The 16641-nt window shown below is 35.0% G+C and carries 18 protein-coding genes; 7 read left to right on the top strand and 11 right to left on the bottom strand.

Annotated features, from left to right (window positions below):
- Window positions 1-138: 138 nt before the first annotated feature.
- The 3 genes from AC0NBN_RS00605 to ruvX form a co-directional block, all read right to left on the bottom strand.
- The gene (locus AC0NBN_RS00605; RefSeq protein WP_160812433.1) at window positions 139-699 is read right to left on the bottom strand and encodes a DUF5606 family protein; all 561 of its coding nucleotides are present in this window, start codon (window positions 697-699) and stop codon (window positions 139-141) included.
- A 71-nt stretch (window positions 700-770) separates the two neighbouring features.
- Window positions 771-1343 carry a peptide deformylase gene (gene def, locus AC0NBN_RS00600; RefSeq protein ID WP_160812434.1) on the bottom strand — a complete coding sequence of 191 codons (573 nt, stop codon included), beginning with the start codon at window positions 1341-1343 and terminating at the stop codon, window positions 771-773.
- Complete coding sequence (gene ruvX, locus AC0NBN_RS00595) at window positions 1340-1756, bottom strand: Holliday junction resolvase RuvX (RefSeq protein WP_160812435.1); 417 nt, start codon at window positions 1754-1756, stop codon at window positions 1340-1342. The genes def and ruvX overlap by 4 nt, the downstream gene beginning before the upstream one ends.
- 199 nt (window positions 1757-1955) lie before the next feature.
- Here ruvX and AC0NBN_RS00590 point away from each other — a divergent pair, with 199 nt between their 5' ends.
- A complete protein-coding gene (locus AC0NBN_RS00590; protein ID WP_143884795.1) occupies window positions 1956-2438 on the top strand; it encodes a SixA phosphatase family protein in 483 nt (160 codons plus the stop codon).
- Between the two features lie 158 nt (window positions 2439-2596).
- Here the strand turns inward: AC0NBN_RS00590 and AC0NBN_RS00585 are convergent, their stop codons facing one another.
- Entirely contained in the window at window positions 2597-4138 is a 1542-nt protein-coding gene (locus tag AC0NBN_RS00585) for a serine hydrolase (RefSeq protein ID WP_160812436.1), read from the bottom strand.
- A gap of 197 nt (window positions 4139-4335) precedes the next feature.
- Between AC0NBN_RS00585 and AC0NBN_RS00580 the strand changes: the two genes are divergently transcribed.
- The 5 genes from AC0NBN_RS00580 (at window position 4336) to AC0NBN_RS00560 (ending at window position 7202) form a co-directional block, all read left to right on the top strand.
- Entirely contained in the window at window positions 4336-4833 is a 498-nt protein-coding gene (locus tag AC0NBN_RS00580; RefSeq protein WP_160812437.1) for a metallophosphoesterase family protein, read from the top strand.
- Window positions 4834-4971: 138 nt separating this feature from the next.
- Complete coding sequence (locus tag AC0NBN_RS00575) at window positions 4972-5466, top strand: Smr/MutS family protein (RefSeq protein WP_144283532.1); 495 nt, start codon at window positions 4972-4974, stop codon at window positions 5464-5466.
- A gap of 18 nt (window positions 5467-5484) precedes the next feature.
- Window positions 5485-6204, top strand: a complete 720-nt coding sequence (locus AC0NBN_RS00570) for a DUF3822 family protein (protein WP_160812438.1) — start codon at window positions 5485-5487, stop codon at window positions 6202-6204.
- 7 nt (window positions 6205-6211) lie between these two features.
- Window positions 6212-6598 carry a hypothetical protein gene (locus AC0NBN_RS00565; protein ID WP_160812439.1) on the top strand — a complete coding sequence of 129 codons (387 nt, stop codon included), beginning with the start codon at window positions 6212-6214 and terminating at the stop codon, window positions 6596-6598.
- Between the two features lie 22 nt (window positions 6599-6620).
- The gene (locus AC0NBN_RS00560) at window positions 6621-7202 is read left to right on the top strand and encodes an RsmD family RNA methyltransferase (protein WP_160812440.1); all 582 of its coding nucleotides are present in this window, start codon (window positions 6621-6623) and stop codon (window positions 7200-7202) included.
- Between the two features lie 33 nt (window positions 7203-7235).
- Here AC0NBN_RS00560 and murI read toward each other — a convergent pair whose 3' ends face one another.
- From murI to sucC, 7 genes are all read right to left on the bottom strand, one after another.
- The gene (gene murI, locus AC0NBN_RS00555; protein WP_160812441.1) at window positions 7236-8066 is read right to left on the bottom strand and encodes a glutamate racemase; all 831 of its coding nucleotides are present in this window, start codon (window positions 8064-8066) and stop codon (window positions 7236-7238) included.
- A gap of 109 nt (window positions 8067-8175) precedes the next feature.
- The gene (gene hemW, locus AC0NBN_RS00550) at window positions 8176-9300 is read right to left on the bottom strand and encodes a radical SAM family heme chaperone HemW (RefSeq protein WP_160812442.1); all 1125 of its coding nucleotides are present in this window, start codon (window positions 9298-9300) and stop codon (window positions 8176-8178) included.
- A gap of 54 nt (window positions 9301-9354) precedes the next feature.
- Window positions 9355-10305, bottom strand: coding sequence for a PorP/SprF family type IX secretion system membrane protein (locus AC0NBN_RS00545; RefSeq protein ID WP_143884803.1), 951 nt, complete (start codon window positions 10303-10305; stop codon window positions 9355-9357).
- A 51-nt stretch (window positions 10306-10356) separates the two neighbouring features.
- Window positions 10357-11421 (bottom strand): RluA family pseudouridine synthase, encoded by a 1065-nt coding sequence (locus AC0NBN_RS00540; RefSeq protein ID WP_160812443.1) that lies wholly within the window; start codon window positions 11419-11421, stop codon window positions 10357-10359.
- 65 nt (window positions 11422-11486) lie between these two features.
- Window positions 11487-12518 carry a PASTA domain-containing protein gene (locus tag AC0NBN_RS00535; RefSeq protein ID WP_160812444.1) on the bottom strand — a complete coding sequence of 344 codons (1032 nt, stop codon included), beginning with the start codon at window positions 12516-12518 and terminating at the stop codon, window positions 11487-11489.
- A 179-nt stretch (window positions 12519-12697) separates the two neighbouring features.
- Window positions 12698-13903, bottom strand: a complete 1206-nt coding sequence (locus tag AC0NBN_RS00530) for an RsmB/NOP family class I SAM-dependent RNA methyltransferase (protein WP_160812445.1) — start codon at window positions 13901-13903, stop codon at window positions 12698-12700.
- Window positions 13904-14090: 187 nt separating this feature from the next.
- Window positions 14091-15281, bottom strand: coding sequence for an ADP-forming succinate--CoA ligase subunit beta (sucC, locus tag AC0NBN_RS00525; protein WP_089745341.1), 1191 nt, complete (start codon window positions 15279-15281; stop codon window positions 14091-14093).
- A 313-nt stretch (window positions 15282-15594) separates the two neighbouring features.
- Here sucC and AC0NBN_RS00520 point away from each other — a divergent pair, with 313 nt between their 5' ends.
- Entirely contained in the window at window positions 15595-16584 is a 990-nt protein-coding gene (locus AC0NBN_RS00520; protein ID WP_160812446.1) for a D-alanine--D-alanine ligase, read from the top strand.
- The last annotated feature ends 57 nt before the right edge of the window (window positions 16585-16641 follow it).

Raw genomic sequence — 16641 nt, 5'->3', positions numbered from 1 at the left:
TTTTAAGCTCGCAAAGCCGTTGCACTTAGCAGAGACAGAAAAGATTTTAAATCGTATTTATTAAAAATAATCGGTAACCCCTCAAACAAAAAACCTCATCATTTCTGACGAGGCTTATATTAGTTAAAGATAAATAAATTATCCCATTTTTCTATGTGTGCTTTTTGCAGCTGCTTTTGCTCCTGTACTTGCTTTTACTTTTGGAGCTGCAGGTTTTTCAGCTTTTGGAGCGGCCTTCTTCGGAGCTTCCTGATCAAGACTTACTTCTTCAGCTTTTTCTCCGTCTGTAGTTTCAGGTTCTGCTTTTACAAAGCTTTCAGGAGTGATATATCCTGCTTTGTGAAGAATATTATACCATTGAGCGAGTTTTTTAATATCTGATGTATACACTCTTTCCGTATCATAATTAGGAAGAGAAACCGACATAAACTCAGTAAGCTCTGCTTCTGATGCTTTATGAGAAATAGTTTCTTTGTAATCGGTATTTTTCGCAATATTTTCAAAAACTTCAAACAAAGGCACTTCTTTGTCGAATGTAAACATGGCAATATTATCCAAAAGACTTACCTGACTGGAGTTACCGATGCTTACTTTCTTTTTTGAAGTAACATCTTCAATAATAAATCCGTTTCTCAATTGCGAAACCAACTTGTAAAGTCCTGGTTTTCCGGAAATTGAAATTATTTTTTCTAACAGCATAATTTTTTTTTATTTTTTAATTTCAACAAAAGCTTTCGGCTTTCTATTTTATAATTTACTTAGTTATATATCTATTTTGGGAATCTCATTTTATAATTGATAGAGACATCTCCCTGCGTAATTTTTGTAAGCTTACCCTTTACAAGCTTCTTTTTGAGGGCACTCAGATGATCTGTAAAAAGCGTACCTTCTATGTGATCATATTCATGCTGAATTACGCGGGCTCTAATATCGGAAAAAGTTTCTGTATGCTTCACAAAATTTTCATCAAAATATTCGATCAGAATTGTACTTTTTCTTTTGATATCTTCCCGCACATCCGGAATGGAAAGGCAGCCTTCATTAAACTTCCATTCTTCCCCGGATTCTTCAAGAATTTTTGCATTGATGAAAACTTTTCTGAATTCCTTCAGCTCATCTGCAATATCTTCATAATCTTCATCTTCTGCCAAAGGAGTTACATCTACGATGAATAATCTGATATCCAAACCAATCTGCGGCGCAGCCAGACCAATTCCGTTGGCACTGTACATGGTTTCAAACATATTATCAATCAGCTCCTGAAGGTCAGGGTAATTTTTATCTATTTCTTTTCCTGTTTTCCTTAAAACCGGATCTCCAAAAGCTCTTATTGGTAAAATCATCTTGTTTTCTGTTCTAAAAAATTCTGCAATATAATTGTTGCGCTTACTTTATCTATCAAACCTTTCTGTTGTCGCTGCTTTTTACTTTTTCCGCTTTGGGATATAAAAAATGATGCCATTTTTGAAGTGAAGCGCTCATCGAATCTTTCTACTTCAATATGAGGATATTCTGTTTTAAATTTTTCAATGAAACTTAAAATATCCTTTTCTACTTCAGATAGCTGACCTTTCAAATCTACAGGAAGTCCTACTACGAGAGTTTCTACTTTATTTTTACTGAGATATTCCGTAAAAAATTCCATTAAGAATTTGGTTTCTACGGTATCAAGTCCGCTTGCAATAATCTGCAAATCATCTGTTGCTGCAATGCCGCAACGGGCTTTTCCGTAATCAATCGCAAGGATTTGTCCCATAAGTCTGCAAATTTAATAAAATTTACTGATTTTATTTATTACACAGTTTTTTTTGTGAAATCATATTTTTTTTAATTAATTTTTCTTTAATTTTATGTTCCTCAAAATCAATGCTATGAAACTGTCATAATCCTATTTGAGTCATTAGCACCATAGAATACAGCAAAATACATGGCAAATAAACAATAAAAAACTATATATGAAAAAACTTATACTCGTAAGACATGCAAAAAGTGACTGGCCGGAAGAAACTGATGATTTTGACAGACCTTTGGCTGATAAAGGTTTGCAGGATGCTTTGAAAATGTCTAAATTCCTAAAGACCAACAATATTGATATAGATTATTTAATTTCCAGTCCTGCTGTAAGAGCTTTAAATACGTGTAAAATTTTTAATCAGACTTATCATCTGGAATTAACCACCAATGACAAGCTTTATCATCCATCTGAAAGTAATTTTTTGTCTGTAATTTATGATCTTGATGACAGCCTGAATTCTGTTGCTTTATTCTCTCACAATAACGGAATTTCTAATTTTGCCAATTCTATTTCTGAAGATATTTTTCATTTTCCTACCTGCGGAGTTGCCGGTTTTGAGATTGAATGTGACTCCTGGTCACAGTTTGACGGAGCAAAAAAGAAACTTCTTTTTTTCTACGAACCCGGGAAGATAAAAGTTTAAAGAAAAAATTCCCTTCCTTTGGAGGGGTGGCGAAAATTCGACAGAATTTTTGACGGGGTGGTTAAATATTTTCTATTCTAAGACTAAATTTAAGCCAATTTATACAAATAAAAAACGGACTACAAGTCCGTTTTCTATTGATAAATATTACAAAAAAACTACTTCCTTTTCAGATCCAGATCATCAAAATCAAAACTGAAATCTGTAACATCAGAAATCGCTTTCATTTTTGCTGATTCGGCTTTACCATTTTCATTATAGTTAAAAATCAGATAAGCATCGGCATCATAACTTCTGTCATCCCATTTGATGATGAACGTGTTGTTTGAATAAGGCAGCATTTCACCTTTTAATCTTGGTGAGTTTTTACAAAAAATCCTGTAAGTATTTCCCGTTTGAGAAATTTCAACATCTCCGAACCATTGGTCGTTATAAGTTCCTGTAAACTGTTCAGGTTTTGGATGAAGATGCTTCTCTTTTCTGAATGCTTCAGATTTGGCAAATGCTTCTTTCTTCTGCTTATTAAATTCTTCCTCCAGTTTTTTCATTCTTTCGCTGTAAGTTTTCAGCCAGTTTCTGTCGGCAATGTTCAGATAAGAATCTTTCACTGTATTTGTAATCGTGTTGAATGCTGCACCCGACTGTTGATTGGTTAAAACAACAATTCCCAATTTCATATCCGGAATCAGGGTAAACTGCGTTACGGTTCCGATCAGTCCGCCTGTATGCTGAATTTGCTTATGACCTTTTACATCACTTAGAAACCAGCCCAAACCGTATCCGTAGAAACTTGTGTCATAAGGATTTTTCATTGCAACTCCACTCGGAATCTGCAGGCTCCACAGCTGCTGAATATTTTTATCGGAAACCAGTTTCTTTCCGTCTTTTGTTGTAAAATTATTCAGAAGACATTCTGCCCATGTCGTCATGTCTTTGATGTTGCTCATAATCCCTCCTGCTGCATTGGCTGTTTCGTTCCAGTCGTGCGGAACAGCAATCGCTTTTCCGTCTACCGGAGCATGCGCATCAATTTTGTTGGTAACTGATTTTGCTCTGTTGTAACTTCCGAAACTTGATGTCATTCCGACAGGTTTCATAATTTTTTGCTCAATAAAATCAGCCCAGCTTAATCCGGAAATTCTGGTAATTACTTCTCCGGCAACGATAAACATGATATTGTTGTAATCTAAAGTCGTTCTGAAAGGATTCTCAGGCTTCAAATATCTCACATTATGTACAATATCATTTACCGTTAAACTTCCGCCTTCCGGAAAAAACATGAGATCTCCCTGTCCCAGACCCAATCCTGCTCTATGAGTAACCAAATCTTTGATGGTAACATTTTGTGAAACATACGGATCATACATCTGAAATTCAGGAATATATTTTGAAACTTTATCATCCCAATTCAACTTCCCTTCATCAGCCAGAATTGCCAGAGCAACACAGGTAAAAGCTTTTGAATTAGAAGCAATTCCCACCAGAGTATTATCATCCATCGGCTGTCTGGTTGTTAAAGAACGAACTCCGAAACCTTTGGAATATATAATTTTGCCATCTTTGATGACACCAACCGACATTCCCGGAACATCAAATGTTTTTATTGTATTTTGAATGAGTTCGTCCAGTTTTTTTTCTTCGATCTGCCCAAAACAAATAAGAGATACAAGAAGAAAGAAGAAAGAGAAATTTTGCTTCATTATTTTTAATTTTTCCAAAGTTAATCAATTCGGGATTATTGAGTAAATTTGTGACTTGTTTAAACCGCAAAAGAAACAAAAAAGATTTTATTTGTTAAAGGTTCCAAAGTTCCCAAAAAACCTATGTGAACGATCTTGTAATCTTTTGAAATACTATCCATTATCTTATGTAACTTTTGCTGTATAAAAAATTGAAAATGACCAAAATTCTTCTCCTTTCCGATTCTCATTCTTATATTGATGACAGAATTTTAGAATACGCCCAGCAAGCTGATGAAATATGGCATTGCGGCGATTTTGGCAGTTTTGAAATCATTGAGCAGCTTGAGAAAATAAAACCTTTAAGAGGTGTTTACGGAAATATTGACGGCGCAAAAATCCGTTCGGAATTTCCTGAAGTGAACCGATTTATGTGTGAAAATACGGAAGTAATGATGATTCACATCGGCGGTTACCCAGGAAAATATTCTCCTTTAGCCCAAAAAGAACTATCGGAAAGTGCCCCAAGATTATTTATTTCCGGACATTCTCATATTTTAAAGGCAATGTATGATGATAAAAACAAATTAATGCATCTCAATCCCGGAGCTTGTGGAAAACAGGGATGGCATAAAATGAGAACCATGATGCAGTTTGTGATTGACGGCGAAGAAATAAAAGATCTGGCTATTATTGAACTCGGAATGAAGGTTTAAATAATTATTGATGTAATATAATTTGTCAGGATAAAATTAGCCCTGATTGCAGCGGTTACCCCGCAACAAGCGAAGGAAAAAGCTTGGAGTGAGGAGTATGAGCGGAAAGCAGGTTCCCGGCTTCTAAAAAATTATCGTGTGAGAATTGGAGATCAAATATCTGTATTGGATGAAGATTTGAGCGGAATCATTACTTCCGTGAATGGAAATATCGTGACTTTTAAAGACGAATATGGTTTCACCTATCAATATCCGAAAGAAAAGCTGGTGCCGAAAAATGCTTCTATCTACGAAAACATAGAAGTCGTAAGAAAAGCTGAACCAAGAAAAGTGATTTCTAAAAAGCATGACAAAAATCCATTAATTCTTGATCTGCACTTCCATAATCTGGTTAAAAACCCCAATGATTATGACAGTTTTGAGAGACTTTTCATTCAGAAAGAAAAATTAATTGAAACCATTAATTTCTGCCGGAAAAATCATTTGAAAAGACTGGAAATTGTACACGGAATCGGTGACGGTGTCTTGCAGAAAATGGTGTGGGACGTTCTTGAAAGCCAGACCAGTCTGGATTTTTACAATAAAGAGATTCTGCATCATCAATCGGGGGCAATAATGGTAGAATTTCACTAAATTTGCATCAATTGCAATATGAACGTACTACATTTACTTTTTACAAAAGACGGATTGATTTACCAGATTGCTAAAAATAAAAGCATTCTGGAGGAAAAATCTTTTTTCGTCAACGAAGAATCTCCCGAAAATTTTATTTCCGGTAAACTGGAAGAGGTTTTACTAAAACAGAGATATGATGAGATTTCCGTCATTTCTGCACTGAATCATTTTACATTGATGCCTGAAGGTTTTAACGACCATGAATCCGGATATGACCTGATTGCATACAACGCTCCCGTTGATAAGGAAAATGAAGAACTGATGCTTTCTGTGAATAAAAAGTTCAAAGTTCAGTTTTATTATACTTTTCCCAAAGATTTTTATCATAAAATTAAAGATCTTTCAATCCCTGTGAAGTTTAATTTTTCGGGAGAAAAGTTTTTAAATTCTATTCATCATAAGAATAAAAAGGAAATTCATATCAATCTTTATCATAATCAGTGTGAGTTTTTTGCCATTGATAGCAAGAAAGTGATTTTATACAACAATCTGGATGTAAATTCGGAAGTAGATTTTCTTTATTTTGTGATGTTTACATTAAGCAAAATCGGCTTCGGAATCAATGAGACTCAATTTTATGTGTATGGTGAGACTACGGAAAATGAAACATTTATCTCAGAGCTTCAGAAGTTTGTGAAGAATATAAAGATTGTTTTTGATAATATTCCGAATAAAAACTTTATTATAAATACTTAATCATTTTATGAATACAAAACTTTTATCTTTATTATTCCTTACACTAGGTATACTTATATTTTCTCAAAAAGTAACAATTAAAAAGGATATTGTATATTTAGATGCAAAAGAGTGTTTAAAAATTACTGGAGATTCTAATAACGTATCTTTTATTGATTTAAATGGAAATGAGATAATTTTCTTGAAATTTGTTCATAACTCAAGATATGGTTCATTATATAATAAAATTACATTTTTAGATCAAAGTCTTACACTTACATCACAGTCCTATATTTTTGGCAAAAAGTTACTTATTGAAAAATTATTAGAAAGTAAAGTTTTAAATAATTGTAAGTTGGATGAGGAAAAAATAAAGACATTTATTATGAAGTACGATGAAAATATTGAAAGGTAATTATTATTTACAAAAATAAACTATGTACAGAATCATTTCCGGCAGATGGAAAGCTAAAAAAATAGCCGCCCCAAAACATTTTGACGTAAGACCTACGACGGATTTTGCGAAAGAAGCTCTATTCAGTATTTTGGAAAATACATACGATATGCAGTCGATTTCTGTGCTTGATTTATTTGCAGGAATTGGTTCAATAAGTCTTGAATTTGCTTCAAGAGGCTGTCAGGACGTGACTTCTGTGGAAATGAATCCCAAACACACTGCTTTTATAAATTCAACTGCTTCAGAGTTGGATATGAGTTTGCAAATCAATACGCAGCGTGGCGATGTTTACGACTGGCTCAAAAAATTCCGTCATAAGAAATCCTATGAGATTGTTTTTGCGGATGCTCCTTTTGAAACGGATGAAAAGAAATATCAGGAATTAATTTCCTTAGTCTTGAATAATAAATACCTGAAAACGAACGGAATTCTGATTGTAGAACACCAAAGCAGATTAAAACTGGATCATCCGAATTTTAAGTCTACAAGAAAATACGGTAATGTGAGCTTCAGCTTCTATGAACCAAACCAGGAAGAAAGCACAGACATTCAACCTGAATAAAGCAAAAAGACTCTGAAATGAGTCTTTTATTATTTATAGAACCCGAAGTTCCAAATCTATTGTTTTCCCAAAGAACTTCTTAGAAATTTTTTCAAAATTTTTGGTGATATCTGAAAGATAAAACTGATAAGTTGGTCTGGAATTGTTTTCGTTCAGCAAATGATATTTATCTAAAATAATCTTCAGCTGATTGGCAACAATATTAGGAGAATCTATAACGCGCACACGATTGCCGTAATACTGCTTGATTTCATCTATCAATAAAGGATAATGTGTACATCCTAAAATTAAAGTTTCAATATTTTTCAGCTTGCTATTGCTGAGATAATTATAAATAATTGAATGAGTGATGGGATGATTTTTAAACCCTTCCTCAATAGCAGGAACCAAAAGCGGCGTTGCCAGTTCATCAACTTTGATAAATTTGTTGTGTTTCCGTATTGATTTTTTGTAAAGTCCGGAATTTACAGTTGCTTTGGTAGCAATTACCCCTACGTTATTGTGAATTTCGTACGAAACTTTTTCAGCAACCGGATTGATTACGTCGATCACGGGAACTTTTCCCTGTACAGAATCCATTACTTCATTTAAAGCATTTGCTGTAGCTGTATTACAGGCAATAACAATCGCTTTGCAATTTTGTTCTAAAAGGAAGTTTGAAATTTTTGTAGAGTACCCAATAATCGCTTCTTTTGACTTCTCACCATAAGGAAGGTGTTTGGTATCGCCAAAGTAGATAAGATTCTCATTGGGCAGCAATCTTTTGATCTCTTTGGCTACAGTAAGCCCTCCCACACCGCTGTCGAAAATTCCGATAGGCTGATCAGGGGAGAGATGCGAATAATCCGGCTTTTTATTTTTCAAAACTGAACTGAAATTTTATACAAAAATAAACAATTTGTTGGATGCAGGAAGATGGATATCACAAGTTTTTCAAATACCGTTTTCCAGATCGGGGTTTCAAGATTTAAGACTAAACAATAAACAAATCAGAAGCAATTCCGTCTGCCATAAACCAATGCTTTTCAGGAATTTTAAGATGATCATCTTCAATTTTCAGAATTTCTTCTGCTAATTTATCTTGAATTTCTTTATGAAAATGATATAATATATCATCAGAAAATTTCTGTTTCAAATGATTGATATTTACTCCCCAAATTGTTCTGACACCAATCATGATCATTTCGTTAAACTGATCTTTCTGAGAAAGAATTTCCGTTTCTGCAGCCAGTAACCCGGAATTCAGCTTCTTAATATATTGCTGATTATTAGCTACATTCCAGCTTCGAACGTCATTTCCGTTATATGAATGCGCTGAAGGACCAATGCCGAGGTATTCCTGATACTTCCAATACGCAGAATTATGTTTTGAATGAAAACCAGGTTTGGCAAAGTTGGAAATTTCATAATGCTCAAAACCATTTTCTCTCAGAAAGTCTTTCATATAATAAAATTCATGGTTCTGTTCTTCTTCTTTTGGAGTAGCAACTTTCCCTTTTGCTACCCAGTTTTCCAAAGCTGTTTTGGGTTCTACAGTTAGAGCATAAGAAGAAATATGAGGAATTTCAAGGGCAATGGTTTTACTTAAATTTTGCTTCCAAATTTCTAAGTTGGAAGTTGGCGAACCGTAGATCAAATCAATACTTAAATTTTCAAATCCGAAATCCTGAGCTCTTTTGATTGAACTTTCTGCTTGTGAAGCGTCATGTGCGCGGTTCATAAGCTTGAGATCTTCTTCAAAAAAACTTTGTGTCCCTATAGACAGACGGTTTACAGGTGATCCTGATAGTGCTTTTAAGAAGTTTTTGTCTAAATCATCCGGATTTGCTTCCAATGTTACCTCTATGTCTTTATCAAAGCTGAAATATTTTAAAATTTCATCAATTAAAGAATTAATTTCATTAGCTGAAAGAATTGAAGGTGTTCCACCTCCAAAATACAGTGACTTCAAACTTTTGTTTTGGAGTTCATCTTTTCGAAGCCTTATTTCATTCTTTATCGCAGCAATCATTTCATCTTTAAACTGTAAAGATGTTGAAAAATGGAAATTGCAGTAGCTGCATTTCTGTTTGCAAAAGGGAATGTGAATGTAAATCATAAAAAAAGCTCCGAAAAAAATTCAGAGCTCAAATTTATTCAAATTAAATTGATATTAGTATCTAAATCCTCTATGGTTGATAAAGTTATCGAAGTTATAACCAAGTCCGATCATAAAGCTGTTTCCTCCATAAGTCTGGATGTCAGACATTCCAAGGTTATAAGTAGCTCCCACCATAAATTTGTTGAATCTAACTTTTACAATTGGTGAAATACTCAACTGCTGATTATCAAATCTGTTTTGAACAGCTCTGTAACTTGCTCCGATAGAGAATGCATTGATGTCATTTGAAAAAGTTGCCATCAGGTTGAAATCTGTCATTCTTGTAGAGTTGGTATTCAAATTAACCAAAACAGAAGGCGTAAGTGCAATATTGTCTGCAAGCTTCCAGTCGTATCCTAAATTTAAAAAGAATTTGATTGGAGAAGGCTCATAATTATTTACAATAGATTCGTCGTTACTCAAAGCAATATCATTTACTGATACGCCTCCGAAGATTCCTCTGTACGTAGCAGCTAAACCAAAGTTGGCATATACCATAAAGATGTTGCTCTCGTTACCTTGTAACAAAGGGTCAAAACCGTCTTCTGTATTAATTTTAGAATAATCAAAATTCATATTGTAAAAATTAACACTCGTACCAAAAGAAAACTGATCTTTTCTCTCTCCTTCACTGCTTAGCGGAATAAAGTAAGATGCTCCTGCTGTGATACCACCCGCAGAAATAGGACCATTGCTGTCTCTAAAAACGGAAATACCCGCTCCAACTCTGTCAAAAATATTAGCGTTGATCCCCACAGACTGTACGTTTGGAGATTCGCTGAATTTTGAAAATTGCTGTTGATAGTTTAGATTAAGCTGTACATAGTCCGTTTTACCGTATTGTGCAGGGTTGAACAGGAACTCACCATCCAAAAGATATTGCTGATAGTATGGTAATGATTCTTGTGCTTTGTATGCATTCGACAAAAGAGCTAAACATACGATAGCATATAGTTTTCTCATAACAAATCTTGATTTCAATTCAACAAATATAAAAAAATTCTCAATATATTTTTAGTTTTCTAAATAATTTCTCCATTTTTTTACGGCATCCGCCATATCTTTCGGCATCGGACTCTCAAAATACAATTCCTTTTTAGTTGTGGGGTGTATAAAACCGAGAGTATGAGCGTGCAAAGCATGTCTTGGTAAAATTTCAAAAACATTCTTTATAAATTGTTTGTATTTTGGAAGATTAACTCCTCTCAAAGCGATATTTCCTTCATATCTCTCATCATTGAACAAAGTATGACCAATGTGCTTAAAATGCGCCCTGATCTGATGCGTTCTACCCGTTTCAAGCTTGCACTCTACCCATGTCATATACCTGAAACGTTCTAGGACTTTGTAATGGGTAACTGCGTGTTTACCTTGGCTTCCGTCAACGTAAGTGTGCATCTGCATGCGGTTCTTCGGATGTCTGCCTATATGTCCTGTAATTGTACCTTCATCATCCTGTACATTTCCCCAGACAAAAGCCCAGTATAATCTTCGGGTTTTTCTTTCAAAAAACTGTTTGGCTAGAAAGCTTAAAGCGTATTCATTCTTCGCAATCACCAAAAGCCCGGAAGTATCTTTATCAATTCTGTGAACCAATCCTACTCTGTCAAGGTCAGATTTTTCACCTTTTTTCTGAAAATGAAAAGCCAATGCATTTACCAGTGTTCCGTCCCAATTTCCAAATCCGGGATGCACCACCATTCCTGCATCTTTGTCTACAACAATTAAATCATCATCTTCATATACAATATTAATGGGAATATCCTGTGGAATAATGACATTCTGACGTGGAGGATGAGCAAGCAAAACAGAAATTTTATCGCCCGGCTTTACTCTGTAGTTTTGCTTTACAGGAACACCGTTGACTACTACATTTCCGGCACGACAAGTTTGGGAAATCTTATTCCGTGAAGAATTCTGCCTGAAAATAAGAAGATATTTATCAATTCTCAGAGGCTCCTGTTTATTATCGGCTGTGATGTTAAAGTGCTCGTAGAGACCTTTGTTTTCATCATCAATATCCGTTGCATGAGAATCTAAAAATTCTTCGTCCAAAAAATCTTCGTTATCGTCTGTCATTACTTTCCTTATATAAAAAGCTTCAACATTATTACAGTTGAAGCCATTATTATATTTTAATTATATTAATTAATTACTTTTTTAGCTTTTGGCTTATCCTGTGGTTGTGAAGCTGGTGTAGTTGCAGCTTTAGGTTTATCTGTGGAAGCTTTTGCAGCAGATGTTCCAGATTTTGCCGGATCCTGTTTAGGAACTTCTTTCCTTTGAGGAACTACGGGAGCAGGAGCAGGTTCTGTAATCACCGGTTCATCAACATACGGTACTTCCTCGTACCTGATTGGCGGCAAAGTGGTATCTATTTTCATTCGATACATAGAATTAAGCTCTTCAATTTTACTACGTAATTCAGCAGGAATTTTCTTACTCGCCCAAAGATCAATCTGCATTCCCTGATCACGAATATCTCCTGAAGCAGGATCCTGATAATATACAATATCCGAATCATCATTACCTCCATCTTCATGATTAACTGATCCCAATTCAAAAAGATTTCTTGCAATAACCATTTTTGCCTCTTTTACAGTTAAACCTACAACATTCGGTACAGAAATATTTCGCAAAGGACCGGAACCTACTACAACATCCACCAAAGAGAATCTCGGAATTTTGGTTCCCGGTTTTATCGGATTTCCTTTAAATAAAATTCTAAGAACAGCATCTTTCTGAATGCTCGGCTCATAGATAGTATCAGAAACTTTCAGCCCTACCTGTTCCAGCCTTTGAAAAGCTAAACCTGAATATTTATTAATTACATCCGGAATTGCGACCGGAGCCCAGCTTTTAGGATTTACCATGAGCTGAATTGCTCTTCCGTCTTTTACACGTGAGCCGGGCGAAGGATAAACTTTCAAAACCTGAAGCGGTCTGTATTTGGGATTATAAGCTGCACTGTCAACTTCATAATCAAGTCCTGCATCCTCTAATATCTTTACAGCATCATGTACTGATTTATTGATCACATTCGGCACAGGAACTTCCTGCCCATGATTGGTATGGTGCTCCAGCCAACGGAAAGTAAGATAAACCAATCCTATAAAAACGCCTACAGCAAGAACTAAATTAAGTAAAACTTTCCAGTTGAAAAGTGATTTAAGCATACTTTAAAATACTTTAATATTAAGGCAAAGATAAATAATAATTTTATATTGAAGTTTTTATTGAAACGAATTACTGCAACAAAAATTCTGCTGATGATGAATTGTTCTTGTTTTATGAAATAAAAAACTACTTCATACAGGATAAAGTAGTTTGCATTTTTGATATTTTATTGAAACAATTAAGACATTCTCTCAATTAAAGCCATATAAAAACCATCGTAACCTTCACTCGGCATTACTTTTTCGTCTTTTATGAGCTTAAAATTCGGATTATTTTTGATGAATTCTGTTACCTGTTCGTTATTTTCAGAAGGAAGAACGGAACATGTTGCATAGACCATTTTTCCGCCTACTTTCAGCATTTTAGAATAATCCTGAATAATCTGCTGCTGTTCTTTTTTTATTCTGTCGATAAAATCCTGATCTATTTTCCACTTGCTGTCGGGATTTCTTTTTAAAACACCCAATCCTGAACAAGGCGCATCAATCAAAAGACGGTCTGCTTTCTCATGAAGACGTTTAATTACTTTATTGTCTGTAATAACTCTTGTCTCAATATTGTGGGCTCCTGCTCTTTTTGCCCGGCGTTTAAGCTCGGCAAGCTTCCATTCGAAGATATCTAAAGCGATAATCTGTCCTTTATTGCCCATCAAAGCTGCTAAATGAAGTGTTTTCCCGCCCGCTCCTGCACATGCATCCACGACACGCTGTCCTTCTTTCACATCCAAAAAGTAAGCGATTTTTTGTGAAGACGCATCCTGCACTTCAAACAAACCTTCTTTGAAAGCGGTAGTAAGAAAAACATTTTTTTTCTCTTCCAGCTGTACCGCATCGGGATAGTTTCTCACCGGATAAGACACTACATTTTCATCAGCAAGATCAGAAATCAGCTCTTTTGTGGTCGTTTTCAGAGAATTTGCTCTTAAAACTGTAGGAGCCTGCTCATTAAGAGCCTGCATTTCTCTTTCCCATCTTGAGCCCAGCTCTTTTTCCAGAGTTTCAGCAAGCCATTCGGGGATAGAATGTTCAATAGCTTTGGTAGGAACTGTTCCTTTCTTCAGTTTTGTAAGAATATCTGCGATTTTTATTCCGTCAAATTCTTCAAACTTTTTATAATTGGTTTTGCTCCAAAGAAGATATGCGAGCATCAGTTTATAAACATTGTTCGGCTTTACGCCTTCTCCCATATAATATTCCAGACGCTTTTTCCAGCGGATAATATTGTAGAAAATCTCAGATACAACGGCTCTGTCTTGGCTGCCCCATTTTTTGTGGGCTTTTAAAAGTCTTTCAATAACTTTATCTGCGTATTTGTTTTTTTCGAAAAAAGTTTCCTGTAAAGCATCGTGAATACCGATTGCAAGGTTTCTGTGTATCAATTCCATAGGGAAGTTTTAAAAAATTTAATTCCGGATACTACTCCGAAATTTTTGCAAAAATAAGCATTTTTAATGAGTGTGGACGGTAATAACAATTTTACTTCAGAAAACGGCTTTCATTACTTTATGAGTTATTACAAAAAAACCGCTTCAAAAATGAAACGGTTTTGTTTTATCTGAAAAAATCTTAGTCTTAAGCTAAAACTTCTTTTACTTTATTTGCAGCTTCTTCCAAAGTAATTGCAGAGTGAACCGGAAGACCAGACTCATCAATTAATTTTTTAGCTTCAACAGCATTCGTTCCCTGCAATCTCACGATCAAAGGAACAGGAAGACTTCCCATTGCTTTGTAAGCATCTACAACACCTTGCGCAACTCTGTCGCATCTTACGATACCTCCGAAGATATTAATCAAGATTGCTTTTACGTTTGGATCTCTCAAGATAATCCCGAAAGCAGTCTGAACTCTCTGAGCATCTGCTGTACCACCTACATCAAGGAAGTTTGCAGGATTACCACCTGATAATTTGATGATATCCATAGTAGCCATTGCAAGACCTGCTCCGTTTACCATACAAGCAACATTACCGTCTAGTTTCACGAAGTTAAGACCTGCTTCACCAGCTTCTACATCCATAGGATCTTCTTCTCTTGTATCTCTCAATTCAGCTAAATCTTTGTGACGGAACAATGAGTTGTCATCTAAAGTTACTTTAGCATCTACAGCAATAATTTTATTATCAGAAGTCTTCAAAACAGGGTTGATCTCAAAAAGAGAAGCATCAATTCCTGTATAAGCTGCATAAAGATTAGAAATAAACTTCGTAAATTCTTTGAAAGCATTTCCTTCAAGACCTAAATTGAAAGCAATTTTTCTAGCCTGGAAACCTTGAAGACCGATTGCAGGATCAATTAATTCATTATGGATCAAATGAGGAGTTACTTCAGCAACATGCTCAATATCCATCCCACCCTCAGTAGAATACACGATTACGTTTTTACCTTCAGCTCTGTCTAAAAGAATAGAAACATAAAATTCTTTAGTTTCAGTTTCCCCCGGATAATATACATCTTCTGCAACCAAAACAGAATTTACTTTTTTACCTTCAGCAGAAGTTTGTGGAGTTACCAACTGCATTCCGATGATGTTCTGAGCGTTTTCTTTAAGTTTATCCATGTTTGGAGAAAACTTTACACCGCCTCCTTTTCCACGTCCACCTGCATGGATCTGAGCCTTTACTACCCATCCCTGAGCTCCGGTTTCGGCAGTTAGTTTTTCAGCAGCTGCTACAGCTTCATCTACGTTGTTTGCAACGAAACCACGTTGGATAGCTACTCCATACTTTGATAAAATCTCTTTTGATTGATACTCGTGAAGATTCATATTATTTTTAGTATTTAATTTTTTAAAATTTAAAGGTTGACAAATTTACTAAAAATGAACAAAGCAGGAAAGAAATTTATTGATGTTTTAATTTAATCGTCAAAACTGATTTCATTCTTGAAAAAGAATTCCGGACAGAGACCTGATTCTTCTGCAAAACAAACAATAATAGAAAATGAGCAATCTTATATAAAATCATCATTTTTTGAGTAAGCCATTTAATTTTTTAACCGGTCAGTTTACATTTTAAAATTGAAAACTTGTGTATTTGCACACATAAATTGTTTAATTTTGCCTTTATTGACAATTATATATGAGCAAAAAGCAAGTCGCCGTGGTTATGGGCGGTTATTCTGATGAATATAAAGTTTCTCTAAAAAGCGGACAATTGATATACGAGTCGCTTGATCGTGATCTTTACGATGTTTATAAAGTAATTATCCTGAAAGACGAATGGTATTATTTAAATGAAAACAACGAGAAAAAAACCATCAACAAAGGAGATTTTTCTGTAAATACAGATAACGGAAATCTAAAATTTGATGTCTGCTTCAATATCATCCACGGAACTCCGGGAGAAAACGGTGTCCTTCAGGCGTATTGGGACGCTATCGGACAAAAATATACCGGTTGTGACTTTTATCAGAGCGCTTTAACATTTAATAAAAAAGATACATTAGCCGTACTTTCAAAATACGGAATTCCTTCTGCGAAAAGTGTTTACCTGAGAAAAGGTGAAGAAATTAAAACGGATGAGATTATAGAAAATCTGGGGCTTCCTGTTTTCGTTAAACCCAACCAATCCGGTTCTTCTCTGGGAATTTCTAAAGTGAAAGAAAAATCTGAATTAATTGCTGCTACAGAGCTTGCTTTTAAAGAAGATGATGAGATTTTAATTGAAAGTTTCCTCAACGGAATGGAAGTTTCGGTGGGAGTTATAGACTTTAAAGGGGAAACTATCGTACTCGGAATTACTGAGATTGTTCCTAAAAACGAGTTTTTTGATTACGAGGCTAAATATGAAGGGGCTTCAGAAGAAATTACCCCAGCAAGAATAAACGACGCAACCAGAATCCGTGTGGAAGAAATTGCAAAAAGAGCTTACAACTCTCTCGGAATGAGCGGATTTTCCCGAAGCGAATTTATTCTGATGGACGGAATTCCATATATGCTGGAAATGAATACCAATCCTGGATTTTCTCCGGCAAGCATTCTTCCGCAACAGGCAAAACATTACGGAATTTCTATTAAAGATCTTTGTGGGAATGAAGTTGAGAAGGCTTTAGATAAAGTTAGAAGTTAGAAGTTAGAAGTTAGAAGTTATGCAAAACTAACTTTTCTTAAAAAACCTAATGATGAA

It is taken from the genome of Chryseobacterium sp. L12, from assembly GCF_056133985.1.
Note: the sequence above shows the minus strand (reverse complement) of the source record. Positions and strands in the feature narration are given on the sequence as shown.

Bases quoted from the DNA above. Each gene is read 5' to 3' on its own strand.
- AC0NBN_RS00605 (WP_160812433.1), bottom strand. From the start codon at position 699: ATGCTGTTAGAAAAAATAATTTCAATTTCCGGAAAACCAGGACTTTAC.
- def (WP_160812434.1), bottom strand. From the start codon at position 1,343: ATGATTTTACCAATAAGAGCTTTTGGAGATCCGGTTTTAAGGAAAACA.
- ruvX (WP_160812435.1), bottom strand. From the start codon at position 1,756: ATGGGACAAATCCTTGCGATTGATTACGGAAAAGCCCGTTGCGGCATT.
- AC0NBN_RS00590 (WP_143884795.1), top strand. From the start codon at position 1,956: ATGAAAAAACTTATACTCGTAAGACATGCAAAAAGTGACTGGCCGGAA.
- AC0NBN_RS00585 (WP_160812436.1), bottom strand. From the start codon at position 4,138: ATGAAGCAAAATTTCTCTTTCTTCTTTCTTCTTGTATCTCTTATTTGT.
- AC0NBN_RS00580 (WP_160812437.1), top strand. From the start codon at position 4,336: ATGACCAAAATTCTTCTCCTTTCCGATTCTCATTCTTATATTGATGAC.
- AC0NBN_RS00570 (WP_160812438.1), top strand. From the start codon at position 5,485: ATGAACGTACTACATTTACTTTTTACAAAAGACGGATTGATTTACCAG.
- AC0NBN_RS00565 (WP_160812439.1), top strand. From the start codon at position 6,212: ATGAATACAAAACTTTTATCTTTATTATTCCTTACACTAGGTATACTT.
- AC0NBN_RS00560 (WP_160812440.1), top strand. From the start codon at position 6,621: ATGTACAGAATCATTTCCGGCAGATGGAAAGCTAAAAAAATAGCCGCC.
- hemW (WP_160812442.1), bottom strand. From the start codon at position 9,300: ATGATTTACATTCACATTCCCTTTTGCAAACAGAAATGCAGCTACTGC.
- AC0NBN_RS00545 (WP_143884803.1), bottom strand. From the start codon at position 10,305: ATGAGAAAACTATATGCTATCGTATGTTTAGCTCTTTTGTCGAATGCA.
- AC0NBN_RS00540 (WP_160812443.1), bottom strand. From the start codon at position 11,421: ATGACAGACGATAACGAAGATTTTTTGGACGAAGAATTTTTAGATTCT.
- AC0NBN_RS00535 (WP_160812444.1), bottom strand. From the start codon at position 12,518: ATGCTTAAATCACTTTTCAACTGGAAAGTTTTACTTAATTTAGTTCTT.
- AC0NBN_RS00530 (WP_160812445.1), bottom strand. From the start codon at position 13,903: ATGGAATTGATACACAGAAACCTTGCAATCGGTATTCACGATGCTTTA.
- sucC (WP_089745341.1), bottom strand. From the start codon at position 15,281: ATGAATCTTCACGAGTATCAATCAAAAGAGATTTTATCAAAGTATGGA.
- AC0NBN_RS00520 (WP_160812446.1), top strand. From the start codon at position 15,595: ATGAGCAAAAAGCAAGTCGCCGTGGTTATGGGCGGTTATTCTGATGAA.